The sequence below is a fragment of the Achromobacter sp. HNDS-1 genome, assembly GCF_040084795.1.
Classification (GTDB): domain Bacteria; phylum Pseudomonadota; class Gammaproteobacteria; order Burkholderiales; family Burkholderiaceae_B; genus Achromobacter; species Achromobacter ruhlandii.
In genome coordinates this window covers 2350694-2374493 of the sequence record NZ_CP157584.1, presented here as the reverse complement: position 1 = coordinate 2374493, position 23800 = coordinate 2350694, and the positions used below count along the sequence as shown (strand labels likewise).

The 23800-nt window shown below is 66.7% G+C and carries 21 protein-coding genes and 1 tRNA gene; 13 read left to right on the top strand and 9 right to left on the bottom strand.

Features of this window, described 5'->3' with window-relative positions; all coding sequences use genetic code 11:
- Window positions 1–36 precede the first annotated feature (36 nt).
- Window positions 37–1335 (bottom strand): homogentisate 1,2-dioxygenase, encoded by a 1299-nt coding sequence (hmgA, locus tag ABFG95_RS10990; protein WP_175146232.1) that lies wholly within the window; start codon window positions 1333–1335, stop codon window positions 37–39.
- A gap of 166 nt (window positions 1336–1501) precedes the next feature.
- Here hmgA and ABFG95_RS10985 point away from each other — a divergent pair, with 166 nt between their 5' ends.
- The gene (locus ABFG95_RS10985) at window positions 1502–2419 is read left to right on the top strand and encodes a LysR family transcriptional regulator (RefSeq protein ID WP_144655543.1); all 918 of its coding nucleotides are present in this window, start codon (window positions 1502–1504) and stop codon (window positions 2417–2419) included.
- Here the strand turns inward: ABFG95_RS10985 and ABFG95_RS10980 are convergent.
- The 4 genes from ABFG95_RS10980 to mutM all read right to left on the bottom strand — a co-directional run bounded on the left by ABFG95_RS10980 (window position 2385) and on the right by mutM (window position 6435).
- Window positions 2385–2603: a DUF2783 domain-containing protein gene (locus ABFG95_RS10980; protein WP_049076175.1), complete on the bottom strand. Its 219-nt coding sequence runs from the start codon at window positions 2601–2603 to the stop codon at window positions 2385–2387. The genes ABFG95_RS10985 and ABFG95_RS10980 overlap by 35 nt on opposite strands.
- Before the next feature lie 17 nt (window positions 2604–2620).
- Window positions 2621–4300, bottom strand: a complete 1680-nt coding sequence (locus ABFG95_RS10975; protein ID WP_063582077.1) for an FAD-dependent oxidoreductase — start codon at window positions 4298–4300, stop codon at window positions 2621–2623.
- A gap of 129 nt (window positions 4301–4429) precedes the next feature.
- The gene (locus tag ABFG95_RS10970; RefSeq protein WP_049076171.1) at window positions 4430–5383 is read right to left on the bottom strand and encodes an MBL fold metallo-hydrolase; all 954 of its coding nucleotides are present in this window, start codon (window positions 5381–5383) and stop codon (window positions 4430–4432) included.
- Window positions 5384–5607: 224 nt separating this feature from the next.
- Entirely contained in the window at window positions 5608–6435 is an 828-nt protein-coding gene (gene mutM, locus ABFG95_RS10965) for a bifunctional DNA-formamidopyrimidine glycosylase/DNA-(apurinic or apyrimidinic site) lyase (RefSeq protein WP_049076170.1), read from the bottom strand.
- Here mutM and ABFG95_RS10960 point away from each other — a divergent pair.
- From ABFG95_RS10960 to ABFG95_RS10905, 12 genes are all read left to right on the top strand, one after another.
- Window positions 6434–8320, top strand: a complete 1887-nt coding sequence (locus ABFG95_RS10960) for a tetratricopeptide repeat protein (RefSeq protein WP_049076167.1) — start codon at window positions 6434–6436, stop codon at window positions 8318–8320. The genes mutM and ABFG95_RS10960 overlap by 2 nt on opposite strands.
- Window positions 8321–8349: 29 nt before the next feature.
- A complete protein-coding gene (gene lolB, locus ABFG95_RS10955; protein WP_054415461.1) occupies window positions 8350–8910 on the top strand; it encodes a lipoprotein insertase outer membrane protein LolB in 561 nt (186 codons plus the stop codon).
- A 229-nt stretch (window positions 8911–9139) separates the two neighbouring features.
- On the top strand, window positions 9140–10744 hold the full coding sequence (locus tag ABFG95_RS10950) for a methyl-accepting chemotaxis protein (RefSeq protein WP_336728433.1): 1605 nt from the start codon (window positions 9140–9142) through the stop codon (window positions 10742–10744).
- Between the two features lie 191 nt (window positions 10745–10935).
- On the top strand, window positions 10936–11877 hold the full coding sequence (ispE, locus tag ABFG95_RS10945) for a 4-(cytidine 5'-diphospho)-2-C-methyl-D-erythritol kinase (RefSeq protein ID WP_049076162.1): 942 nt from the start codon (window positions 10936–10938) through the stop codon (window positions 11875–11877).
- 1 nt (window position 11878) lies between these two features.
- A tRNA-Gln gene (locus ABFG95_RS10940) sits at window positions 11879–11955 on the top strand.
- 135 nt (window positions 11956–12090) lie between these two features.
- Complete coding sequence (locus ABFG95_RS10935; protein ID WP_006227587.1) at window positions 12091–13041, top strand: ribose-phosphate pyrophosphokinase; 951 nt, start codon at window positions 12091–12093, stop codon at window positions 13039–13041.
- Window positions 13042–13170: 129 nt separating this feature from the next.
- Window positions 13171–13785: a 50S ribosomal protein L25/general stress protein Ctc gene (locus tag ABFG95_RS10930; protein ID WP_006385925.1), complete on the top strand. Its 615-nt coding sequence runs from the start codon at window positions 13171–13173 to the stop codon at window positions 13783–13785.
- A 97-nt stretch (window positions 13786–13882) separates the two neighbouring features.
- Entirely contained in the window at window positions 13883–14479 is a 597-nt protein-coding gene (gene pth, locus ABFG95_RS10925) for an aminoacyl-tRNA hydrolase (protein ID WP_026384832.1), read from the top strand.
- Complete coding sequence (locus ABFG95_RS10920; protein WP_063569886.1) at window positions 14479–15258, top strand: CPBP family glutamic-type intramembrane protease; 780 nt, start codon at window positions 14479–14481, stop codon at window positions 15256–15258. Before pth ends, ABFG95_RS10920 begins: the two co-directional genes overlap by 1 nt.
- A 95-nt stretch (window positions 15259–15353) precedes the next feature.
- Window positions 15354–16445, top strand: a complete 1092-nt coding sequence (gene ychF / locus ABFG95_RS10915; RefSeq protein WP_175146227.1) for a redox-regulated ATPase YchF — start codon at window positions 15354–15356, stop codon at window positions 16443–16445.
- A gap of 392 nt (window positions 16446–16837) precedes the next feature.
- Window positions 16838–17086: a hypothetical protein gene (locus ABFG95_RS10910; RefSeq protein WP_156524677.1), complete on the top strand. Its 249-nt coding sequence runs from the start codon at window positions 16838–16840 to the stop codon at window positions 17084–17086.
- On the top strand, window positions 17083–18123 hold the full coding sequence (locus ABFG95_RS10905) for a PDDEXK nuclease domain-containing protein (RefSeq protein WP_063569887.1): 1041 nt from the start codon (window positions 17083–17085) through the stop codon (window positions 18121–18123). The genes ABFG95_RS10910 and ABFG95_RS10905 overlap by 4 nt, the downstream gene beginning before the upstream one ends.
- Window positions 18124–18323: 200 nt before the next feature.
- Here ABFG95_RS10905 and ABFG95_RS10900 read toward each other — a convergent pair whose 3' ends face one another.
- From ABFG95_RS10900 to ABFG95_RS10885, 4 genes are all read right to left on the bottom strand, one after another.
- On the bottom strand, window positions 18324–20618 hold the full coding sequence (locus ABFG95_RS10900) for a TonB-dependent siderophore receptor (RefSeq protein ID WP_348995852.1): 2295 nt from the start codon (window positions 20616–20618) through the stop codon (window positions 18324–18326).
- Between the two features lie 203 nt (window positions 20619–20821).
- On the bottom strand, window positions 20822–22474 hold the full coding sequence (locus ABFG95_RS10895) for an ABC-F family ATP-binding cassette domain-containing protein (RefSeq protein WP_348995851.1): 1653 nt from the start codon (window positions 22472–22474) through the stop codon (window positions 20822–20824).
- Window positions 22475–22679: 205 nt separating this feature from the next.
- The gene (locus tag ABFG95_RS10890) at window positions 22680–23177 is read right to left on the bottom strand and encodes a DUF2938 domain-containing protein (protein ID WP_068950007.1); all 498 of its coding nucleotides are present in this window, start codon (window positions 23175–23177) and stop codon (window positions 22680–22682) included.
- 175 nt (window positions 23178–23352) lie between these two features.
- Entirely contained in the window at window positions 23353–23799 is a 447-nt protein-coding gene (locus tag ABFG95_RS10885) for a MarR family transcriptional regulator (RefSeq protein ID WP_054500705.1), read from the bottom strand.
- Window position 23800 lies beyond the last annotated feature (1 nt).

The following is a 23800-nucleotide window of genomic DNA, read 5'->3' as shown; positions in this document are numbered from 1 at the left end:
CATCGCCGTGGGCGGGCGTGACGGGAGAGAAAACGGTCACGCCTTGGCGGGATCGAAATGCTTCTGCAGGCCCTGCCAGCACCGGTAATAGTCGCCCTGCAATTCTACCGAGGCCAAGGCTTGCGCCGTCGGGCGGATCACGCGCCGCGTCTCGAACATGAAAGCCATGGTGTCGCGGATGTAGTGCGCGGTGCTGGTGTCGGCGCGCGAGGCCTTCTCGAAGGTCTCGGCGTCGGGGCCGTGGCCGCTCATGCAGTTGTGCAGGCTCGCGCCGCCGGGGGCGAAGCCGTCGGCCTTGGCGTCGTACACGCCCTGGATCAGGCCCATGAATTCGCTGGCGACGTTGCGGTGGAACCAGGGCGGACGGAAGGTGTTCTCCATCGCCAGGATGCGCGGCGGGAAGATGGCGAAGTCCATGTTGGCCGTGCCCGGGGTGTCGGACGGCGCGGTCAGCACCGTGAAGATCGACGGGTCCGGATGGTCGTAGCTGATCGAGCCAATGGTGTTGAAGTGGCGCAGGTCGTACTTGTACGGCGCGTGCGTGCCGTGCCAGGCCACCACGTCCAGCGGCGAATGGCCGATCGCGGCGCGCCAGAAGCCGCCGGTGAACTTGGCGATCAGTTCGAAGTCGCCTTCCAGGTCTTCGTACCAGGCCACCGGCGTCTTGAAGTCGCGGGCGTTGGCCAGGCAGTTCGAGCCGATCGGGCCCAGTTCCGGCAGGCGCAGCGCGGCGCCGAAGTTCTCCAGCATATAGCCGCGCGCGCTGTCGTCCAGCAGTTGCACGCGGAAGCGCACACCGCGCGGGATCACGGCGATCTCCAGCGGCTCCAGGTCGATCAGGCCCAGCTCGGTGGCCAGGCGCAGGCGGCCCTGCTGCGGCACCAGCAGCAGCTCGCCGTCGGCGTTGTAGAAATAGCGGCCCTGCATCGAGCGGTTGGCGGCATACAGGTGGATGCCGACGCCGCTTTGCTCATCGGGGCCGCCGTTGCCGCCCCAGGTCTTCACGCCTTCGATGAAATCGGTGGGCGCGGTGGGAATGGGCAAGGGGCTCCAGCGCAGCTGATTCGGCGTGACCGGGCCGTGACCGAACGCGCTTTCCCAGCCCTTGACGCCGCCAAACGGCTCGAACGGCTTGTGCTGCGCGCCCGGGCGGATGCGGTAGAGCCAGGAGCGGCGGTTCTCGCTGCGCGGCGCGGTGAAGGCGGTGCCGGACAACTGCTCGGCGTACAGGCCATAGGGACATTGCTGGGGCGAATTGCGGCCCAGCGGCAGCGCGCCGGGCAGGGCTTCGGTGGCACAGTCGTTGCCGAAGCCGGTCTGGTAGTGCAGTTCCATGGAATCCTCCTGGGGTGGCGCGCGATGCGTGGCCGCGCGGTCTTGGTCGTGGCGCGCCGGATGAAATGGTCCGGCGCCGATACGCCATTGTCGGAAAAATCCCCCACTATGGCTACGGGAATGCAAAAATACCAACTATAAATTTCGTGAATAGTAGGGGTGCCTGATGGCGGACTTGCGCGACGTCGACCTGAACCTGCTGATCCTGTTCCAGCATTTGCTGGAGGACCGCAACCTGTCCGCCGTGGCGCGGCGGCTGGACCTGTCGCAGCCAGCGGTGAGCAACGCCCTGCGCCGGCTGCGGCTGGCGTTCGGCGACGAGCTGTTCGTGCGCACCGCGCAGGGTATGTTGCCGACGCCGCGCGCGCAGCGGCTGGCCGGCCCGGTCAGCGAGGCGTTGGCCCTGCTGTCGCAGGCCTTGCAGGACCAGGCGGCGTTCGATGCCGCCACCAGCACGCGGCGTTTCCGCGTGGCCATGACCGATGTTGGCGAGATCCATTTCATGCCGCGCCTGATGGAAGTCTGCGTACAGGTCGCGCCGCAGGTGCGCATCGATTCGGTGCGGGTGCAGGGGCCGGACCTGCCGCGCGAGATGGAGGCGGGCCGGGTCGACCTGGCCATCGGCGCCTTCGACGAGATGGGGGCGGGCACCTTGCAGCGCATGTTGTTCCGGCAGGGGTACGCCACGCTCTTTCGCCAGGCGCATCCCACGGCCCACCCCGGCATGGGGTTGAAGGCGTTTCGCGCCGAGCGTCATCTCATCGTGTCGCGGGCCGCGCCCTATGGGCAGGTCAACCAGTCGATGGAGCGGGCCGGCGTGATGCTGGCCGAGCACTTCAGCGTGCCGCATTTCTCGGCCGTGCCGTACATCGTCAGCGCCACCGACCTGCTGGCGACCGTGCCCGAAAAACTGGCGGCGAGCGCCGCGCAGCCATTCGGCCTGCGCTACATGACGCCGCCGGTGAAGGTGCCGGCGCTGCAGACCAATATGTACTGGCAGCGCCGCTACGATCGCGATGGCGGCAACCAGTGGTTGCGCGCCCTGATCGTCAATGCGTTTGCGGTGGGTTCGCCGCCGGCGTGACCGACGCGCGGGCCTGCGCCAGCGCCTCGCGCAGCACAGCCATGTCGCCCAGGTGGTTGGCCAGCAGCAGGATCAGCGCCGCGTTCATTTCCTGGCTCTGCTCGTTGCTCAGGTCGCGATGGGCGTCGATCAGCGCTTCGTAGAAGTCGTCCGGCGCGGCCAGGTTGGTTTCGGTAATCAGCATGGAAAGGGCCTCCGTATTCAGGCGCGGCCAATGGCGCGGTTGACGGCCGACGCCACCGCGTCGGGCTGGAAGGCGCGCCAGCGCGCGGCGATGTGCTGGTCGGGGCGGATCAGGTAGGCGGTGCCGGACAGCGCGTCATAGCGCTGGGCCAGCAGCCCTTCGACGTCGATGACCCGCGCCAGGTCATCCGGCCAGCCGGCGGCCTCGCAACCCGGGCTGGCCACCAGCACGGGTGAGACCGGCACGGCCGCCAGGCGCAGCGCGCGCAGGGCCTGCAGGGTCTGCGCGTCGGGCGGGGCGTCGCCGCAGAACAGCGCCAGCGTGAAGCCCGTTCCCAGCTGCGACAGCCACCAGGGCGAGTCGCCAGACCCGCGCACCGGCGCGTCCAGCGCCACCGCGCCGGGCCGCATGCGGCCGGCGAAGGTGTCGCTGTCGGGGCTGTTCAGCGGCGAATCGATGTACGTGGCGGGCAGCGACAGCCGGCCGCTGTTGACCAGCGAACGCGCGAATGCATGGGTGCGGGCCAGGTTCAGCACCGCGTTGCGGAAACTGCGGCTGATGTCGCTCTTGGGCGTGATGAAGTCGGTGGCGCGCGACGAATTCAGGATGTTCTCGTCGGCCGCGTGCTCGCGCTCGGCGGCGTAGCTGTCGATCAGCGATTCGGGCGCCTGGCCGGCCAGCACCAGGCGCAGTTTCCAGGCCAGGTTCTCGGCGTCCTGCACGCCGCTATTGGCGCCGCGCGCGCCGAACGGCGAGACGCGGTGCGCCGAGTCGCCGGCGAACACCACGCGGCCGTGGCGGAACTTGTCCATGCGCTCGCAGGCGAAGGTGTAGACGCTGACCCATTCCAGGTCGAACTGCGCGTCCGGGCCGAGCAGGGCGCGGATGCGCGGCAGCACGTTCTCGGGCTTGACGGCCTCGACCGGGTCGGCGTTCCAGCCCAGCTGGAAGTCGATGCGCCAGACGTTGTCGGGCTGCATGTGCAGCAGCACTGATTGATTCGGGTGGAAGGGCGGGTCGAACCAGAACCAGCGCTCGGCCGGGAAGTCGGCCTTCATCTTGACGTCGGCGATCAGGAAGCGGTCGCGGAAGATGCGGCCATGGCTTTCCTGGCCGATCAGCTTGCGCACCGGCGAGCGGGCGCCGTCACAGGCCACCAGCCAATCGGCGCGCAGCGCGTAGCCGCCCTCGGGGGTGTCGATCGACAGCACCACGCCGTCGCCGGCCTGCTCCAGCCCCACCACCTTGTTCTTCCAGCGCAGGTCGATGTTCGGTTCCTGGCGCGCCTGCTCGTATAGATAGCCTTCGGCGTAGTACTGCTGCAGGTTGATGAAGGCGGGGCGGCGGTGGCCGGGCTCGGGCAGCAGGTCGAAGCGCCACACTTCCTGGTCGCGGAAGAACACCTTGCCCACGTTCCACGACACGCCCTTGTCGACCATGCGCTGGCCGACGCCGAGGCGGTCCCAGATTTCCAGGGTGCGCTTGGAAAAGCAGATGGCGCGCGAGCCGGTGGACAGGCGGTAGTCGTCATCCAGCACCACCACCCTGACGCCCTGGCGCGCCAGGTCCAGCGCCGTGGTCAGGCCGACCGGGCCGGCGCCCACCACCACCACCGGGTGGCGCGCCTGCGTCGCGGCGGCCTGGTCGGCGTGTTTTTCATAGGCGAACTCCATCGCCTGAAAGTCGATGTCTCCCACGGTTGTCTCCTGTGTGGGTCATTTTGTTTTTATGCGCGGCGCCGCGCGCTGCCCGCGGCCGCTGGCCGGCGGGTCGCGCGGCGCCGTTTCAATCGGTGGAACCGCGGCCGGCGAACCGGCCGCGCGGGATCAGCCCTCCAGCTGGGCCCACATTTCCAGGTCGCGCTTGTCGGTCCAGATGCGCGGATGGACGTGGCCGGTGGCCTCGTCGTAGGCGCGCGATACGTCGAACGGCATGCAGTGGTCGAAGATGACCCAGTCGCTGTAGCGCGGCTTCATGAAGTCGTAGACCTCGCGGTAGATCGTCTTTAGGTCTTTGCCCTCGGCCACGCCGCGGTTGACCGCGCCGTACAGGTCGGTCAGGAAGGCGCGCGTGCCGGCCAGGCCCTGGCGCACTTCGGTGGCGTTCTTGAGCGCGGGGCCGCGGCCGGGCACCATCTTTTCGGCCTCGAAGCCCGACAGCGCATCCAGCGTGCTGGGCCAGTCGCGGAAGTAGGCGTCGCCGCAGTAGGGGGTGGACTGGTATTCGACCAGGTCGCCGGCGAACAGGATCTTCTGCTCGGGCAGCCAGGCGATGGTGTCGCCCTTGGTGTGGCCGCGGCCGACCTGCAGCAGCTTGACTTCCAGGTTGCCCAGGTTGACGGTCATCTCGCCCTTGAAAGTCATGGTGGGCCAGACCAGGCCGGGGGGAATCGATTCGGCGTTGCGGAACAGGCGCGGGAAGCGGCCGATCTCGCTGGCCTTGTCCTGCTCGCCGCGCTCGGCGATCAGGTCGTAGGTGTCGCGGCTGGCCAGGATCTCCTGCGCGTTGTAGGCCGAGGCGCCGAACACGCGCACCGCGTGGTAGTGCGACAGCAGGATGTACTTGATCGGCTTGTCGGTGACTTCGCGGATGCGGCGGATGACGTCCTGCGCCATCACCGGCGTGGCCTGGGTATCGACCACCATGACGGCCTCGTCGCCGATGATCACGCCCGTGTTGGGGTCGCCTTCGGCGGTATAGGCATAGGCGTTGTCGGACAGCTTTTCGAACGACACGACCTTGTCGGCCAGGTCGGCGTGCGAAGCGAATTGCTTGCTCATGGAGGCTCCTTCCACTTTTATAGGAATAGGGTGTGTGGAGGGACTATAGCGTGGCGTTAGTGGTTGTGCAATACGTTTGCTATAAACGAATAGACCCTTTTTGGCAGGGATTTCCCTTGGGTTTCCGGGGTGTCCAAATGCCTCCGGGCCGCGCAGTGCGGCCCGGAGGGGAACCTTTCAGGCCGCGGGCGGCCCCAGGGGGTTGGGTGTGCTGGCGCGCGCGCTCAGGTCTTCTGGCACTTCGGGCAGTAGTAGGTGGCCCGCTGGCCCTGGACGATGCGCTTGATGGGCGTGCCGCAGACCCGGCAGGGCTGGCCGGCGCGCTCGTAGACCGCCGCGTGGATCTCGAAATACGCGCCCGGTTCGCCGGTGGCGCCGACGTAGTCGCGCAGGGTGCTGCCGCCGGAGGTCAGGGCGTCGGCCAGGGTGGCGCGCACCATGTCCGCCAGGCGGTCGCAGCGGGCGCGCGACAGTTTGTTGGCCGGGGTCTTGGGATTGATGCGGGCGCGGAACAGGCTTTCGGAGGCGTAGATATTGCCCACGCCGACCACCGCCATGCCGGCCAGCAGCACCTGCTTGATCGCGGCGCCGTGGTTCTTGAAGTGGTGGTGCAGCCAGGCGCCGTCAAAGCGCGGGTCGAACGGCTCGATGCCGAGCTTGGCCAGCAGGGGGTGGTTTTCGACCGGTCCGTCCGCATCGGGGTGCCACAGCACGGCGCCGAAGCGGCGCGGGTCATGCAGCCGCAGCACGGCCTGGTCGAAGATCCATTCGACGTGGTCGTGCTTGCGCAGGAATTCGCCCGGGGCCACGCTGCGCAGCGACCCGGACATGCCCAGGTGCACGATCTGGGTGCCGTGGTCAAAGCGCAGCAGCAGGTATTTGCCGCGCCGGCCGCATTCCAGCACGGTCCGCCCGCCCACCAGGTCGGGCAGGTCGGCCGGGATGGGCCAGCGCATCCGGGACTCGTGGACGACCAGCCGCGCGAGGGGGCGGCCGGTGATGACGGCGTCGATTCCCCGACGCGTGGTTTCAACTTCAGGCAGTTCCGGCATGAGCCAGTGTAAGATCATCAATTGCGTGTACGAAGATTGTGCCACCAACCGGACGGGCCGCGTGAAGTCGTCTTTCAAACAAATGAATATCGGGATTGCCGCGCTGGCGCTTGCGTTGGCCTCCGCCCTGGCTCCCCAAGCCCAGGCCGCCGACAGCCGGACGCGCGATGCGACCGGCCCCCGCATGGCGCCGCAGAGCCGCCAGCCTGAAACCGAGGTGATCCGTCTGCGTCCGGGCCAATTGCCCTACGTGACCCTGACCGCCGACATCTTCTACCGCGTCCTCGCGTCGGAAATCGCCGCCCAGCGCGGCATGTACGGCACCGCCGCCAACACCATGGTCGGCCTGGCCCGCGACACCGGCGATCCCCGCCTGGCGCGCCGCGGCCTGGAATTCCAGCTGGCCGGCGGCAACCTGCCGGGCGCCCTGGACGCGGCCCGGGTCTGGGCCCGCCTGTCGCCCAACGACCTGGAAGCCAGCTCCACCGAACTGGCGCTGGCCGCCGCCAACGGCCAGACCAAGGGCCTGTCGCAGGCGCTGCGCAACCGCATCGACGCCTCGCGCGACAAGCCGGCCGCCATCGGCCAGGCCCTGGCCGTGCTGAGCCGCCTGAATGATCGCCGCCTGGCGCTGCGCATCCTCGACGAAGCGCTGAGCGACAGCGTGCGCAAGCTGCCTGCCGCCCACCTGGCGCTGGCGGACGTGGCCTCGGCCGCCGGCGACTACCCGCGCGCTTCGCAGGAGGCCCGCGCCGCCCTGGCCGCCGACCCCAAGTCCGAGCCGGCCGCCCAGCGCGTCCTGGAATATGGCGCCAAGGTCGACCCGCAGCGCGCGCAGGCCGATGCCCGCGCGTACATCAATCGCAATCCCAACGCCCGCAAGGTGCGCCTGATGCTGGCCGGCCAGATGGCCGACGCCGGCGACTACAACGGCGCCCTGGCCGAACTGCAGGCCATGTCGCGGCGCTCGCCGGAAGACTTCGATCTGCTCTTCATGCAGGCCCAGCTGGCCTACAAGGCCGGCCAGCTGCCGCAGGCCAAGGCGCTGCTGCAGCAGTACCTGGACGTGCAGAACCAGCGCCAGCGCGCCATCGTGCCGGGCGCCACCGACGCCGGCGCCGCCGCGGCCGACGCCCACGTGCTGCTGTCGCGCATCGCCGAGGACCAGGGCCAGTACGACGAAGCCATCGCGGAACTGGGCCGCATCGACGATCCGTCGCTGCGTTTCTCGGCGCGCATGCGCCAGGCCGCCCTGCGCGCCAAGTCCGGCCGCATCGACGACGCCATCAAGATGGTCGACGCCGCCGCGCCCCAGGACGAGGAAGAACGCACCCTGGGCGTGCTGACCAAGGCCCAGATCCTGCGCGACGCCGACCGCGTCGGCCAGGCCGTGTCGGTGCTGGAAGCGGCCGACCAGGCGCTGCCCGACACCGTCGAAATCAAGTACGAGCTGGCCATGCTGTACGAGCGCCAGGACCGCCTGGCCGACCTCGAACGCATGTTGCGCCAGGTCATCGCGCTGGATCCCGAGCACGCCCACGCCTACAACGCGCTCGGCTACACGCTGGCCGACCACAACCAGCGCCTGCCCGAAGCGCTGGACCTGATCACCCAGGCGCTGGAACTGTCGCCCAACGACCCGTTCATCCTGGACAGCATGGGCTGGGTCAAATTCCGCATGGGCGACCAGGTCGCCGCGGTCGATTACCTGCGCCGCGCCTATGGCGTGCGGCCCGAGGCCGACATCGCCGCCCATCTGGCCGAGGTGCTCTGGACCCAGGGCAAGCGCGACCAGGCGGTCGAGCTGCTGCGCGCCGCGGTGCAGAAGGATCCCAAGAACAAGACCGTGCTCGACGTCATCAAGCGCCTGGGGGTCAGCCTGTGACGGCAGCGTTGCGCGGCAGTCTGGGTCGGATGCGCTGGGCGCTGCTGGCCATGCTGGCGTTCGTGCTGGCGGCCTGCACCACCACGCCCAAGCCGATTGAAGGCACGTCGCCGGACGCCTTCTCGCGCATCGGGCGCTTCGCCATCACGGTCAACGAGGAAAACGGCAAGCAGAGCGCCGTGCAAGGCGGATTCTCCTGGTCGGACGACGGCCGCCGCTACGTGCTCGACCTGACCAATCCGCTCGGTTCGACCGAGGCGCGGGTCGAAGGCCAGCCCGGCGCGGCCAGCCTGACCAAGGCCGACGGCACCCGCCTGGTGGCCGACAACCCCGATGCCCTGGCCGAAGACGCCCTGGGCAGCAGCATGCCGGTATCCGGCATGCGCGACTGGCTGCGCGGCAAGCTGCCGGGCCAGCCCGAGGCCACCGACGTGTCCAACGACGACCTGGGCCGCCCCGTGGCCTTCGAGCAGGGCGGCTGGCGCGCGCGGCTGTCGCGCTACGACACGCTCGGCCCGCAGATGCTGGTGCTGGAGCGCCAGGAGCCGGGCCGCCGCATCATGGTGCGCCTGGTCGTCAACCAGCCCTGATTGCTACCGCTTTGTGACATCCACGACGGCCCCGCGGGGCCGTTGTGTCGTCTGGCGGTAGCACGTCCCTTCCGCCTCAATCAGCAAATCAGCGTTGCAAAATCGACGCTGTTACTGATTGATAGATTCTGTTTAGCCTGAATAATCCTCCGATCCCCGCGTGCAAGACCCCTGCGCGCGGCATGCAAGGTCGGTGGCCGCGGATCGCGCCGCCGCTTTTTTACGGAGAATGCCAATGTTCAGGAATACGCGAATCGCGACGATGCTCTTGGGGATCATCGCGCTGTTTTTCACTTTCCAGCTGCTGGTGGGCGGCATGGGGGTCGTCGCCCTGCGGCAGACCAGCCAGGACGTCGGCCAGCTCTATCGCCTTTCCTCGCAACAGGTCAGTGCCGTGAACACGGCCGCGTTGTCGCTGGTGGCGGCGCGCACCGACCTGAGCCGCTACGCCACCCGGGTGGCGCAGGGCAATGCCAGCGACACCACCGCGCTGCGCCTGGCGCGCCAGCGCATCGCCGCGGGTGACCGCGCCTTCCAGGGCTTCGCCGGCGGCCTGTCGGCCGACGAGAAGGTCGTGTCCAAGGACCTGATCGAGGCCTACACCAACCTCAGCAACAACCTGCAGAACGTCGGCAAGGTGCTGGAGGCCGGCGACATGGACGCCTACTTCAAGCAGGGCACGCAACAGGTGCAGGAGCTGCTGGTGTCCGAGCGTGACGCCTTCATGAAGCGCGCCGAGGCCTCCGGCCAGGAGGTGATGGACGAGATCTCGCTGTTCCACATGATCTTCTCGTACCTGCTGGCCGGCATCCTGGTGCTGGGCCTGTTGATGGCGGTGGGCGCGCATGTGCTGATCCGCCGCATGATCGTGCGGCCGCTGCTGGAAGCCGGCGAGATCTTCCGCCGCATCGCCGAGGGCGACCTGACGCGCCGCGTGGCCGATCGCGGCCGCAACGAGATCGGCGCGTTGCTCAACGCCTTGCGCGCGATGCAGGACAGCCTGGTGCGCACGGTGTCCACGGTGCGCCGCGGCGTCGATGAGATCAACGTCGGCGCGCGCGAAATCTCGTCCGGCAATGCCGACCTGTCCAGCCGCACCGAAGAGCAGGCCGCCTCGCTGGAGGAAACCGCCGCCAGCATGGAAGAACTGGCCACCACCGTGAAGCAGAACGCCGACACCGCGCGCGAAGCCAACCGCATGGTCGCCGCTTCGGCCGCCGTGGCGCAGCGCGGCGGCGAGGCCGTCTCCAGCGTGGTCGAGACCATGCGCGCCATCCAGGGCAGCTCGTCGCGCATTTCCGACATCGTCGGCGTGATCGACGGCATCGCTTTCCAGACCAACATCCTGGCGCTGAACGCCGCGGTGGAGGCCGCGCGCGCCGGCGAGCAGGGCAAGGGCTTTGCCGTGGTCGCCAGCGAAGTGCGCACATTGGCCCAGCGCAGCGCCGCCGCCGCCAAGGAAATCAAGCAGCTCATCGAGGACTCGGCGCAGAAGGTCGGCGTCGGTTCCGAGCAGGTCGAAACCGCCGGCGCCACCATGCGCGAGATCGTCGATTCGGTGCAGCGCGTGACCAGCCTGATGGGCGAGATATCCGCCGCGTCGGAAGAGCAGGCCACCGGCATCGACCAGGTCAACCGCGCCGTCACGCAGATGGATGGCGTGACCCAGCAGAACGCCGCGCTGGTGGAGCAGGCCGCCGCCGCGGCCGGCGCGCTCGAAGAGCAGGCGCGCCAGCTGGCGGGCGCGGTGGCAGTGTTCAAGCTGCCGGAAGGGCAGGTGATCGAGGCCCCGGCCGAACGGCTGGCTGGCCGCGTCGCGCCGCAGATCGCCTGACCCGTGGCCGGGGGCGGCGTCGGCGGGCCGAGGCCCGTCTGCGAGATGCATGATGTCGTTCCCGGCTGGCGACAGGGCGATTCTCCGCCCTGTCGCCAGTCCCCAGGGGCCGGAGCCCCGCATGGCATCGGGCGCTCGCGGGGCCGGGTGATCGCTAAAATCGACCCGTCTGTCTTTTTTCCCGATCCGCCGTGACCCTCTACGACGTACCCGCACCCGCCAAGGTCAACCTGTTCCTGCACGTGGTGGGCCGCCGTGCCGACGGCTACCACCTGCTGCAGACCGCCTTCCGCTTCATCGATCTGTGCGACACGCTGCATTTCGAGGCGCGCGCCGATGGCGTCATCAGCCGCGCCGCGGAACTGCCCGGCGTGTCCGAAGCGGACGATCTCACCCTGCGCGCCGCCCGCGCGCTGCAACAGGCCACCGGCACGCGCCAGGGCGCGCAGATCGCGCTGGAAAAGCGCATTCCGCAGGGCGGCGGCCTGGGTGGCGGTTCGAGCGACGCGGCCACCGTGCTGATCGCCTTGAACCGCCTGTGGGGCACCGGGCTGTCGCGGCGCGAGCTGATGGAACTGGCGTTGCCGCTGGGCGCGGATGTGCCGGTGTTCGTGTTCGGCCAGTCCGCCTTTGCCGAGGGCGTGGGCGAAAAACTGACGGCGCTGGACCTGCCGGCGCGCGCCTATCTGGTGGCGCAACCGGACGCGAGCGTGCCGACCGTTGGAATTTTTTCCGCGCCCGATTTGACAAGAGATTCTTCTTACATCACAATAGCGGACTTTCTTGCTTCGCCTACATTTTCCTTCGGGAAAAATGATTTGGAGCCGGTGGTCTACCGACTTTATCCTGAGGTTCTCAGGGCATCGCGGTGGCTTGCAGAGCAGGGTGTGTTGAAAAACACGGGAACCCAAGTTCGCATGTCGGGATCTGGCGCGTGTTTGTACGCCGAGTTTTCCGAGCTGTCGGAGGCCGTTTTGGCGAAAACGGAAATTACCGCTACAATGCGCGGCGCTGTTGAAGCAAACTGCAAAAACGCAGATGACACAGACAGCACAACGCATCCACGGTTCCGGTTAGTGCAGGCATGTCCTGGGTTGACTGAACATCCGTTGCGGAATTGGATTGCAAGATAGTTGGGGAGTCGCCAAGCTGGTTAAGGCACCGGATTTTGATTCCGGCATGCGAAGGTTCGAATCCTTCCTCCCCAGCCAACCGAATACATAACAAAGCTGTTGAACACGCCTGTAAGACACTGGCCCGGGTTCAGCAGCTTTTTTATTTTCCGGTTCCAGCAGGTTCTCGCATCACCTCGTTAGTGTCTCGAAACGACCATCGCATCATCCATCATGGCAAACGATAGCTTCATGATCTTCACGGGCACGGCCAACACTCGGCTGGCCGTGGACGTAGTCAACCACCTCGATATGTCCCTGGGCAAGATGACCGTCGGTCGCTTCTCGGACGGCGAGGTGATGGTCGAGATCAACGAGAACGTGCGCGGCAAGGACGTCTTCGTCCTGCAGCCCACCTGTGCGCCTACCAATGACAACCTGATGGAAATCATGGTGATGGTCGATGCCCTGCGCCGCGCCTCGGCCGGCCGCATCACCGCCGCCATTCCGTATTTCGGCTACGCCCGCCAGGACCGCCGCCCGCGCTCGGCGCGCGTCGCGATCTCGGCCAAGGTTGTGGCCAACATGCTGCAAGTGGCTGGCGTCGACCGCGTCCTGACGATGGACCTGCACGCCGACCAGATCCAGGGCTTCTTCGACATTCCCGTGGACAACATCTACGCCGGTCCGATTTTGCTGGGCGACATCTGGCGCCGCAATTTCTCGAACCTGGTCGTCGTGTCCCCGGACATCGGCGGCGTGGTGCGCGCCCGCGCGCTGGCCAAGCAGCTCGAAGCCGACCTGGCCATCATCGACAAGCGTCGTCCGCGCGCCAATGTGTCGGAAGTGATGAACATCATCGGTGAAGTCGACGGCCGCACCTGCATCATCATGGACGACATGGTCGACACCGCCGGCACGCTGTGCAAGGCGGCCCAGGCCCTGAAGGACCGCGGCGCCGGCGCCGTCTACGCCTATTGCACGCACCCCGTGCTGTCGGGCGGCGCCATCGACCGCATCGAGGCGTCGGAACTGGACGAACTGGTCGTCACCGACACCATTCCGCTCTCCGAGCAAGGCCAGGCCAGCGGCAAGATCCGCCAGCTGTCGTGCGCCGCGCTGCTGGGCGAGACCATCCTGCGTATCTCGAACGCGGAATCGGTCAGCTCGCTGTTCGTCGACTGACGCCAGCCCCCCACCGTTTTTTGTGTCCTGCTGGTCGCGGCAGGACACAAGCAACACGGCGCACCTGTTGTGCGCCGTGTCTTTAACCGGTGAAGTCCGCTTCGCCATTTTTTGTTTTTGGAGTTTTCCATGAAATTCACTGCCACTGCGCGTAGCGTCCAGGGTTCGAGTGCGAGCCGCCGCCTGCGCCGCGCGGGCCGCGTTCCCGCCATCGTCTATGGTGGTTCGGCTGCCCCGCTGAACATCGAACTCGACCACAACGAGATCTACCACGCCCTGCGCAAGGAAGAGTTCCACGCTTCGATCCTGCAAATGCAGCTCGAAGGCGCCAAGGACGAACAGGTCCTGCTGCGTTCGGTTCAATGGCACGCCTACAAGCCGCAAGTCCTGCACGTGGACTTCCAGCGCGTCGACGCCAACCAGGCGCTGCGCACCAAGGTGCCGCTGCACTTCGTGAACGCTGAAGTCTCGCCGGCCGTCAAGCTGAGCGGCGCGATCATCAGCCACGTCGCCACCGAACTGGAAATCACGTGCCTGCCGTCGGCGCTGCCCCAGTTCATCGAAGTCAACCTGGCCGACATCCTGGCCGGCGCTTCGATCCACCTGGCCGACATCAAGCTGCCGATGGGCGTGACCTACGTCCCGCACGGTGGTGAAGAGAACCCGCTGCTGGCCGCCGCTGTCGTCAAGGGTGGCGCTGCCGCCGACGACGCCGACGCCGCTCCGGCCGCTCCCGCCGCCTAAGTCCTGTCGGAAAGCCTCGGCTTTCCGGCGGCTTGCGCCCGAAACCCTGCGTGTGCATTTGCATGCGCAGGGTTTTTTGGTTTAAACACCCCCCATCATGTCTATTCCCATACGCCTCATCGTGGGATTGGGTAACCCCGGTCCCGACTACGAAACCACCCGCCACAACGCGGGCTTCTGGCTGGCCGACCACCTGGCGGACGACCTGCGCGCCTCGTTCGCGCTGGAGAAGTCGTTCTTCGGCATGGTGGCCAAATCCCGCCTGGGGGCCGACAACGTGCTGCTGCTCAAGCCCAACACCTACATGAACCGTTCCGGCCAGGCGGTCGGGGCGCTGGCGCGCTTCTACAAGCTGACGCCGGAGCAGGTGCTGGTGCTGCACGACGAACTCGACCTGATGCCGGGCCAGGTGAAACTCAAGCAGGGAGGCGGCCACGCCGGCCACAACGGCCTGAAGGACATCCAGGCCGCGCTGGGCAGCCCGAACTTCTGGCGCCTGCGCATCGGCATCGGCCATCCGCGCACGCTCGGCCTGGCGCAGCAGGTGGCGGACTTCGTGCTGCACCCGCCGCGCCGCGAGGAACAGAAGGAGATCGAGGCGGTCATCGACCGCTGCCGCGCCGTGGTTCCCGCCATGCTGGCCGGCGACTTCGCGCTGGCCACCCGCCAGCTGCACAGCGGCAACGACGCCTGATGGACGGCGCTCCGGCTTCCGCCGAACCGCGCAAGCTGCGCTTCCGCAGCGAGCTGGCGGATTTCTGGCGCTTCGTGCGCCGGCCGCGTCCGCTGCGGCGTCTGCCCGGCCGCACGCCGGCGATCGGCTGGGTGTCCGACTGGTGGCCGGGCGTGGGCCCCGGGCGCCTGCTGGCGTGGGCCGCGGTGCTGTGGCTGATCAACCTGTTCGCCCTGGGCCCGGTGGCGGTCGCCGCCGCCGGCGTCGGCGGCGTCACGCATCGGCTGGACCCGGCCAACATCCCCTGGCTGACGGCGGTGATCTGGGCCCCGCTGGTCGAGGAAATGCTGTTCCGCTACGGCCTGCGCCGGCCCAAGCAGGCGCTGTGGCTGTGCCCGGCGCTGCTGCCGGTGGTGCTGTACGGGCCGCGCATCTGGACCGGCCTGCTGCTGGCCGCCTTCGTGCTGCTGGCCTGCTGGTCGTTGCGGCCGCGCCCCGAGCCGCTCAAGGGCTGGAACACCGCCTGGCGGCGCCATTACCTGAAGCACTTCGGCTGGGTCTTCCACCTGGTGGCGCTGACCTTCGCCGCCGTGCATCTGACCAACTTCGTCTTCAACCACACGCCGTACTGGCTGCTGCCGCTGCTGGTGCTGCCGCAGTGGCTGACCGGGCTGGTGCTGGGCTGGATCCGCATCCGCCGTGGCATCGGCGCGGCGATCGCGCTGCACGCCATGTTCAACGCCGGCCCCATTTTGCTGATCTGGGCCGTGATGCGCTGGGCCCCCACGGCGGCCAGTTGAGCCGTCCGTCCCCCCGGGCGCGGTCATCATGGCGCGCCGCCCGGCGGGGTAAACTAGAACGTTAACGATCAATACCGTACTTACACAGGATTCCCATGGCTCTGCAATGCGGCATCGTCGGCCTGCCCAACGTTGGCAAATCGACACTCTTCAACGCTCTGACCCGCGCCGGCATCGCCGCCGAGAACTATCCGTTCTGCACCATCGAGCCGAACGTCGGCGTGGTCGAGGTGCCGGATCCGCGTCTGCAGAAGCTGGCCGAGATCGTCAAGCCCGAGCGCATCCTGTCGGCCACGGTCGAATTCGTCGACATCGCCGGCCTGGTGGCGGGCGCCAGCAAGGGCGAAGGCCTGGGCAACCAGTTCCTCTCGCACATCCGCGAAACCGACGCCATCGTCAACGTGGTGCGCTGCTTCGAGGATCCCAACGTGATCCACGTGGCCGGCAAGGTCGACCCGATCGCCGACATCGAGGTCATCGAAACCGAACTGGCGCTGGCCGACCTGCAGACCGCCGAAAAGGCCCTGCAGCGCCACCAGAAGACCGCCCGTTCCGGCGACAAGGAATCGCAGCGCATCGTCGCCGTGCTGGAAAAGTGCGTGGCGCAACTGAACGAAGCCAAGCCGATCCGCGCGCTCGACCTGACCACCGAGGAAAAGGCCGACATCGCCCAGCTCTGCTTCATCACCGCCAAGCGCGCGATGTACGTGGGCAACGTGGCCGACGACGGCTTCACCAACAACCCGCTGCTGGACCGCCTGACCGAATTCGCCGCCGCCCGCAACGCGCCGGTGGTCGCCATCTGCGCCGCCATCGAATCGGAAATCGTCGACCTGGACGACGCCGACCGCCAGGCTTTCCTGTCGGACATGGGCATGGAAGAACCGGGCCTGAACCGCTTGATTCGCGCCGCCTTCAAGCTGCTGGGCCTGCAGACCTACTTCACCGCCGGCGTCAAGGAAGTGCGCGCCTGGACCGTGCCGATCGGCGCCACCGCGCCCCAGGCCGCGGGCGTCATCCACACCGACTTCGAACGCGGCTTCATCCGCGCGCAGACCATCGCGTATGAAGACTACATTGCCTACAAGGGCGAGCAGGGGGCGAAGGAAGCGGGAAAGATGCGGGCGGAAGGCAAGGAATACATCGTGCAGGATGGCGATGTGATGAACTTCTTGTTCAACGTCTGATCAGGGCGGGCCATTCTTAGTTAATTGCCTGAGTGCTCGGCGGCCCGTGGTGGTTGCGAAAGGTCTTCCAACCCACCCTTGGGGGCTGCCGAGTTCCAATCGCTCGTCTGACTCTGGACGATTGCGTTGAAGTTAAGGGTTGATGGTCTGTCGTCGCGCTGCTTTGACTGCGTGGCGTTCTGGGGGGGGCTGGCGGGCGTGAATAGCCCAATTCCGCCTCCTATTCGATGTCCGTCGAATAGAGGTACTGATTCCGCCAATGAGGGTAACGAGTCGGAGAATTACCTCATTTGAGCGTGGTGAGATGACACTTGCCGAACGGGTGTTGCCTTCCGATTGTGTTCGTCTTGAAATGATGCATTCTCATGTCAAGATATCATCGGATCACAATAATGCAGTGCTCTCTTGTTATCCCCCGGCAGGCAAACGGCTCGTATCTTTCCGAGCTATGCGAGGAATATCCGGCAGCTTACAAGAGTTATTCCTGCGAGAACGCGCATGAAGTAGCTGTCGAGTATGGTGGTCTGGATGAACTCATGGCCGAATACCAGCTGATCACCCAACAACTCGACGAGGCACAACGGGCGCTGAAACCAGAACTACTGACCGCGCTCAATGCCACCAGCGGAGACGCAGCATGAACGACAAGCCCGCCTCCTTGATGTCCGTGCCCGAAGGCTATGACCACTGGCTGGGAGAGCTGAAAGTCCGCATTTCCACGGCTCAACAGCAGGCGGCGCGTGCGGTCAATCGCGAGTTGGTGCTGCTTTACTGGCAGATCGGTCAGGACATCTTGCAACGGCAGACCGAACAAGGCTGGGGGGCCAAGGTGATCGAGCGGCTGGCCCATGACCTGCGCACCGCTTTCCCTGACATGAAAGGGTTTTCCCCGCGCAACCTCAAGTACATGCGTGCCTTTGCCCAAGCCTGGCCGGATGCTTCATTTGTGCAAGAGGTGCTTGCACAATTGCCCTGGTACCACCAACTGGCGTTGCTGGACAAGCTGTCCAGTCCTGAAGCCCGCCGTTGGTATGCTGCTCGGGCCATCGAACACGGTTGGTCGCGCAATGTGCTGGTTATGCAGATTGAAACCAAGCTGCTGGAACGCAATGGTCAGGCCGTCACCAATTTCGACACGCGCTTGCCTGCACCACAATCCGACCTTGCACGCGAGTCGTTGAAAGATCCCTACCGTTTTGACTTTCTCGGCCTGACCGAGGAAGCGCAGGAACGGGCAATCGAAAACGCACTGGTCAAACACGTTACCGAGTTTCTGCTGGAGCTGGGCGCGGGTTTTGCCTTTGTTGGGCGGCAAGTGTTGCTCAACGTGGGGGGTGAGGAGTTCTTCATCGACCTGCTGTTCTACCACCTGAAGCTACGCTGTTACGTCGTCATCGAACTCAAGGGAGGCGCCTTCAGGCCAGAGCATCTGGGGCAACTGGGTTTTTACCTCACCACCGTAGATCGTCAGGTCAAGCACGAACAGGACAACCCCACCATTGGCCTGCTGCTGTGCAAGAGTAAAAACAAGGTGGTGGCCGAATACGCCTTGGGTGACAAAACACAACCCATGGGTATTGCCGAGTACAAACTGTTGGAATCCCTGCCTGAAGAGCTGCAAACCAGCCTGCCTAGCATCGAACAGATCGAGCGAGAGCTGGGAGGCGAGCATGAATAAGCACACCGCCGAATAGCTGGAAAGGCTCGACCTTTTGTAGGCATCGGCAGACGCGTCTTTCCAAGCCGAGCGAGGCGTCGATGCCTGCGGGCATTAGAAATATATGAGTCAGACGAGTGCGCAAATCCGCCTGCGCCGGTATGGGACCGGCGCGAGCGGATGGTGGAGTATGTATTGCTCCGACACGGGTAGCGCGGTGTTCAAAACTTCGCCTGCAAGCTCAACGTCACCCGCCGCGGCTCGCCATAGATCAAGCCGTTGTAGAACCCATACTGCCGGTAGTACGTCTTGTCGAACAGATTGCTGACGTTCAGCATGGCCGACAGATGGCGGTTGATGTCGTAGCGCGCCATCGCGTTGAACAGCGCATAGCCTTTCAGGGGAATCGGCGAGTCGTCGAAGCCGCCGCGGCCGTCCGGCCGGCCGGGGTAGGGCTCGGACACCGTCTTGCCTTGCCAGGTCAGGCCGCCGCCGATGGTCAGCCCCCGCAGCATTCCCTGCAGCCGGTAGGTGGTGTTCAGCCGCAGCAGATGGCGCGGGTCGGGACGCTCGGCGGTGTCCTTGTTGCCGACGTCCAGGTAGGTGTAGCCGAGGTAGACGTTCCATGCGGCCGTCACGGCGCCGGCGATCTCGGCGTCGAGGCCCTTGACGGTGACGCCGGTGCCGGGCTGGTAGGCCTGGTCGCCATCGGGCGTCAACCTGTCGCCGTCTTTCAGGGCGACGTTCTTCTGCTGGCTGCGGAATGCCGACACGGCGGCATTGAGCGCGCCGTTGAACCATTCGCCCTTGATGCCGGCCTCGTAGCTGGCGCCCGTGATGGGCTTGAGGGTGTCGCCGCTTTCGTTCTTGTTGGTCTGCGGCGTGAAGACATCGGTGTAGCTGGCGTAGACCGAGTAGGTCGGTGTCAATCCATAGACCAGGCCGTAGTAGGGCGTCCAGGCGTGAGCGGCGTTTTCGCCGGTGCGCGCGCCGCGGACGCCCGCCGCGTTGTAGTTGTCGCTGTGGATCTGGTAGACGCTGCGGCGCAGCCCGGTGATGAGGGTCAGGTCGTCGGCGAGCTCGAAGCGTCCCGCGACGTAGCCGCCATAGAGTGTTGTCCGGGTGACGCGGCGGGCATCGGTGCGGAACGCGCGGATGTTGCCGTATTCGTCGCCGCGCCAGGCGCGCCAATCCGCGACGGGCAACTCGGTGCGGTATTGGCAGCGGCCCCGGAAGCCGGCGATGCCGTCGATGCTGCAGTTGCTGCTGTTGAAGGTCCAGGACGGTTCGTCCATGCGCGAGCCGTTCAGGCCGACGAGCAGTTCATGCCGGCGTCCGAACAGTTCCAGGGGGCCCGAGAGATCCAGCGAGAACGCGTCGGTTTCGCCTTCCGTCTCCGAATGGATGGCATTGAGGTAGGCGCCGCTGCCGTCCTGATTCCAATGGGGCCAGCGGACCCTGCCGTTGTTGACCTTGACCGCGCCCTTGTTGTTCAGGTCCGCGCGCGAGGTGTGGGCATAGTCGGCGCGCAGCTTCCAGTCGTTGTCGAAGCGATGGTCGAGCGAGGCGAACAGCGTCTTCGCTTCCATGTCGGTCTTGCTCCAGTCCGCCGCCAGGTTGACGTTGCGGCGGAAATGGGTCGGCGATCCGTCCGCGAACCAGGCGGGCACGTTGGCGCCCCAGGAGGCGCCGTGGAAGATGCTGTGTTCGTACTGGAAGCCCAGGCCCACCTGCGTGCGGGCTGTCACATCCATGGCGATGCTGGCCAGGAACCCCTGCCGTTCGATGCTGGAGTGGTCGCGGAACACGTCGGAGTTCTCGCCGCTGAATACCAGGCGCGAGCGCACGCGGCCGTCCGCCGCCAGCGGGATGTTGATGTCGCCGACGGCATTCTTCTTGTTCCAGCTTCCGGTGCGCAGGGTCAGGCTCGCGCCGAGCTCGCGGCCGGGACGTTTGCGCACCAGGTCGACGGTGGCGGAGGGGTCGCCGGTGCCGCCCAACAATCCGTTTGCGCCCCGCACGATGCTGACGCGGTCGTAGAGATCCATGTTGATCGCGCCGCTGCCGCCGCTGTTGAACGAGGACCCGCCGATGACCGACAGGCCATCGACCTTGTAGTTGGTGATGTTGAATCCGCGTGCGCGGTAGGTGGTGCGCCCGCCGTTGTCCATTTCGACGAAAGTGATGCCCGTGGTGCTGCCCAGCACGTCGCCGATGGACTGCATGCCCTGGTCGTCCATCTGCTGGCGGGTCACCACCGACACGGACTGGGGCGTTTCCCTGGGGCTGAGCGTCAGGCCGGTGGAGGCGCGGGTCGCGGGCACGGTATAGGCGCGTGTCGCCTCGGTGGGTTCGTCTGCCTGGCCGCTCACTTCAATGGCCGGCAGCGTGGCGGGTCCGGGCGATGCGGTGTCGGCGCCATCCGGCTGTCGCGCCTGGAGGGGGGCGGACGCGGAGGCCAGGGCAAGCGTGATCAGGCCAAGCAGTACGGACGAGCCCGACGAGTGGTGGTGCATGACAATCCATCCCTGTTCATATTTGAAAAGAAGCGCCATTGATTTGCATTTTTATTTATCTAAATGGCTGCCAGGGAATATGCCGGAAGTCGGCCGGGTTGGCCCACGCAATGCGCAATGGGCCGGCAAAAGAAGACTTGTTTAAGGGGGGGCGAACCCGTGTTAACGGGATCCGGCTGTGCGATTGCGCGGCGCGCGGGGCTTCATCGCCATGCCGGCGCATCGGCATGGCGTGTGAATGCCTGCCAGGGTTCCAGCAGCCAGCCCTGTTGCGTGGCCCGAAGCCTGTCCGTGAGCGCCAGGTTGTCCAGGAACGCCTCGTCGTGCGACACCACGACCAGCGCGCCCGCATAGCCGCGCAGCAGGCTTTCCAGGGCGAGCAGGGAGGGCAGGTCGAGGTGATTGCCCGGTTCGTCCAGCAGCAACAGGCGCGGCGGCGGATCGGCGTAGAGCGCGCACGCCAGCGCTGCCTTCAGGCGTTCGCCGCCGCTGAGCGAGCCGCTGGGCGCCTGGATCTTGCGCGCATCCAGGCCGAGGTGGGCCAGGCGTGTGCGCAGTTCGCCTTCGTCCAGGTCGGGATTGGCGGCTCGCAGTTGTTCGAGCACGGGCCGCTCCGAGGCCAGGCCGGCCAGCCGCTGGTCGAGATAGACGCTTTCGGGCGCCGCCGTCCTCTCGCCCGACAGGGGCGCAAGCTGGCCCGCCAGCACCTTCAGCAAGGTCGATTTGCCGCAGCCATTCGGGCCGGTGACCGCCACGCGTTGCAGGCCGCCCAGCAGCAGGCTGACATGACGGGTGGGCGCCGCGATGAACGGCAGCGTGACGTCGTGCAGTTGCGCCACGCGCCGCTGCGCCGCCTGCGCGACGGGCAGGGCGTGCAGCGAGATCGCGGCGTCCTTTTCGACTTGCGCCGCGGCCTCGCGCACGGACTGCGCCAAGCGTTCGTGCGCGGCTGCGTGTTGCTGCTTCAGTCTGCCGGCCGAATCCTCGCTGCGGCCCTTTTGCCGGTCGAGCAGGATCCTGGCCTGGTTGGCCTGCTTGCCGTGCCGCTGGCCGCGCGCCTGCCGGCGCTCCTGCCGTTCGCGCTGGGCCTGCATCGCCTGTGCTTCGCGCCGGCGTTCGAGCTTGCGGTGTTCCAGCTGCTCCAGCGCATTGGCGCGTTCCTGCGCCTTGCTGGCGGCATAGACGCTGTAGTTGCCGCCGTAGCCGCGCAGGCCCAGCGATGACAACTCCACGATGCGCGCCAGGGTGTCGAGCAGTTGCCGGTCATGGCTGACGACCAGCAGGCCGCGCGGCCAATGGCGCAGTTGTTCGATCAGCGCGTCGCGGTTGCGGCGGTCCAGGTGGTTGGTGGGTTCGTCCAGGATGAGGAAGTCGGCTTCGGAAAGCATGGCGCTGGCCAGCGCGACGCGCATGGCTTCGCCGCCGCTGAGGCTGCTGGCGGGCGTCGCGGCGTCGAGATGGCCCAGGCCGTCGCGTTCCAGCGCGTGATGCAGGCGTTGGCGGATGTCCCAACGGTCGCCGACGCATTCGAAGTCTTCCGGCGCGCTGCTGCCGGCCTCGATGCGCGTCAGCGCCTCCAGCGTGGCTTGCACGCCGGCCAGGCTGGCGACGGTGGCGCCGGGCGGCGGAGAGACCTGCTGGGCCAGGTAGAAGACGCTGCCCGAGCGCAGGCAGCGTCCGCTCGACGGCGACAATTGCCCCGCCAGGATGCGCGCGAGCACGCTCTTGCCGGCGCCGTTGCGCCCGACCAGGCCGGTGGGGCGGGTATCGAAGGTTTCGTCGAGTCCGGAAAAGAGGGGGCTGCCGTCGGGCAGCAGATACGACACGCCTTCCAGCGTGAGATAAGGAGTCGTCATGCGTGATGCTTCCAGGGATGCCAGGAACTCCCCCTGCGAACGGGGGCGGGTGGAGACTGGCCGTCATTGCGACGGCGGCATCAATGGCGCATGGGACGAATACCTCGATGACTGTGATCCAGGCCGATACTGTAAAAGCCCTCGGCGGAATTGGCAAAATTCGCGCGAGGCAAGGCTGCCCGGGCTGACGGGGGCGTGCGCCGTTTCAGGCCTCCAGAGCCAGCGCCACGGCCCATCCCGCCAAGTACAAGCCCACGCCGAACGACGCATGCGCCATCAGGCTGCGCAGCCGCGCCACGGCGGGCTTCGGGGTCTTGCGCGCCGCGAGGCCGGCGCCCATGCCCGGTTGCAGGATCAGGAATGGCGCGGCGACGGTGGCGATGCCGACGATCAGCGCCGGAGGCAGCGTGGGCCGCGCGGCCCAGGCCGGCCCCCAGATCGCCAGCAGCAGGAGCGCGAACAGGATGCCGATGGCGTAGTGGGCGATCCAGCCGATGGCGCGTTCGCCCGCCACGGGGGCCGAGCGCGCGATGCCGGGATGGGTCAGCCGTCCCTGTGGTAGATGGCCGAGCCAGCGGCCCACCATGGCGTAATCCAGCGATGGCACGCCGAACAGGCGCTTGAGCAGCAGGGCCCACAGGTCCATGACGAGGGTGGCGCCGACGCCGATCAGCACGGCGCGAAGGAATAGCCCAGGAAGCATGCGGGTTCCGGCAAGCGAAATAACAATCAATGGATTGATTGAATGTTATTCAATAACATTTTCGAGTGTCAACGTCACGGACCGATGATGGGCATATTGCCCACGCGAAGCGGCGGCGGTGGGAAGGCCTTTGCCTGTGGGCTTGCAGCGCCGCCACGGGCGGCCCCCGGCGCCGTTATTCGCCCTTGCCGCCACCCGCCGCGCGCAGGAAGTTTTCTTCCAGCACGTTCAGCACGCGGTTCAGCGTGTCGATGTCGGCGGCCGACAGGCCCTTGAGCGATTCGTCGAAGAAGGCCGCCCGCTTGGGCAGGGCCTCGTCGACCACGGCCTGGCCGGCCGGCGTGAGGCGGGCGTTGGTCAGGCGGTTGTCGTTCGGATCCACGGCGCGCGCGATCCAGCCGAGCTTCTGCATGGCCTGCAGTTGGCGGGTGAGCGAGGCGGGATCGAGGCGGCAGCGCTCGGCCAGGTGCTTCTGCGAGCACTGGCCGCATTCATGCAGCGCCAGCAGGATGCGCCAGCGCGGCAGCGCGTGGCCGACCCGGCCGCTGAAGGCGCTCTGCATGACGCGGTAGGTCTGGCCCATGTGCTGGATGACCTGCAGGCCCTGTTGTTGTTTGGGCAAA

Bases quoted from the DNA above. Each gene is read 5' to 3' on its own strand.
- ABFG95_RS10980 (WP_049076175.1), bottom strand. From the start codon at position 2,603: ATGCTGATTACCGAAACCAACCTGGCCGCGCCGGACGACTTCTACGAA.
- ABFG95_RS10900 (WP_348995852.1), bottom strand. From the start codon at position 20,618: ATGCACCACCACTCGTCGGGCTCGTCCGTACTGCTTGGCCTGATCACG.
- ABFG95_RS10890 (WP_068950007.1), bottom strand. From the start codon at position 23,177: ATGCTTCCTGGGCTATTCCTTCGCGCCGTGCTGATCGGCGTCGGCGCC.
- ABFG95_RS10950 (WP_336728433.1), top strand. From the start codon at position 9,140: ATGCCAATGTTCAGGAATACGCGAATCGCGACGATGCTCTTGGGGATC.
- ABFG95_RS10985 (WP_144655543.1), top strand. From the start codon at position 1,502: ATGGCGGACTTGCGCGACGTCGACCTGAACCTGCTGATCCTGTTCCAG.
- hmgA (WP_175146232.1), bottom strand. From the start codon at position 1,335: ATGGAACTGCACTACCAGACCGGCTTCGGCAACGACTGTGCCACCGAA.
- mutM (WP_049076170.1), bottom strand. From the start codon at position 6,435: ATGCCGGAACTGCCTGAAGTTGAAACCACGCGTCGGGGAATCGACGCC.
- ABFG95_RS10930 (WP_006385925.1), top strand. From the start codon at position 13,171: ATGAAATTCACTGCCACTGCGCGTAGCGTCCAGGGTTCGAGTGCGAGC.
- ABFG95_RS10970 (WP_049076171.1), bottom strand. From the start codon at position 5,383: ATGAGCAAGCAATTCGCTTCGCACGCCGACCTGGCCGACAAGGTCGTG.
- ABFG95_RS10920 (WP_063569886.1), top strand. From the start codon at position 14,479: ATGGACGGCGCTCCGGCTTCCGCCGAACCGCGCAAGCTGCGCTTCCGC.
- ABFG95_RS10935 (WP_006227587.1), top strand. From the start codon at position 12,091: ATGGCAAACGATAGCTTCATGATCTTCACGGGCACGGCCAACACTCGG.
- ABFG95_RS10895 (WP_348995851.1), bottom strand. From the start codon at position 22,474: ATGACGACTCCTTATCTCACGCTGGAAGGCGTGTCGTATCTGCTGCCC.
- lolB (WP_054415461.1), top strand. From the start codon at position 8,350: ATGCGCTGGGCGCTGCTGGCCATGCTGGCGTTCGTGCTGGCGGCCTGC.
- ychF (WP_175146227.1), top strand. From the start codon at position 15,354: ATGGCTCTGCAATGCGGCATCGTCGGCCTGCCCAACGTTGGCAAATCG.
- ABFG95_RS10960 (WP_049076167.1), top strand. From the start codon at position 6,434: ATGAGCCAGTGTAAGATCATCAATTGCGTGTACGAAGATTGTGCCACC.
- pth (WP_026384832.1), top strand. From the start codon at position 13,883: ATGTCTATTCCCATACGCCTCATCGTGGGATTGGGTAACCCCGGTCCC.
- ABFG95_RS10910 (WP_156524677.1), top strand. From the start codon at position 16,838: ATGCAGTGCTCTCTTGTTATCCCCCGGCAGGCAAACGGCTCGTATCTT.
- ABFG95_RS10905 (WP_063569887.1), top strand. From the start codon at position 17,083: ATGAACGACAAGCCCGCCTCCTTGATGTCCGTGCCCGAAGGCTATGAC.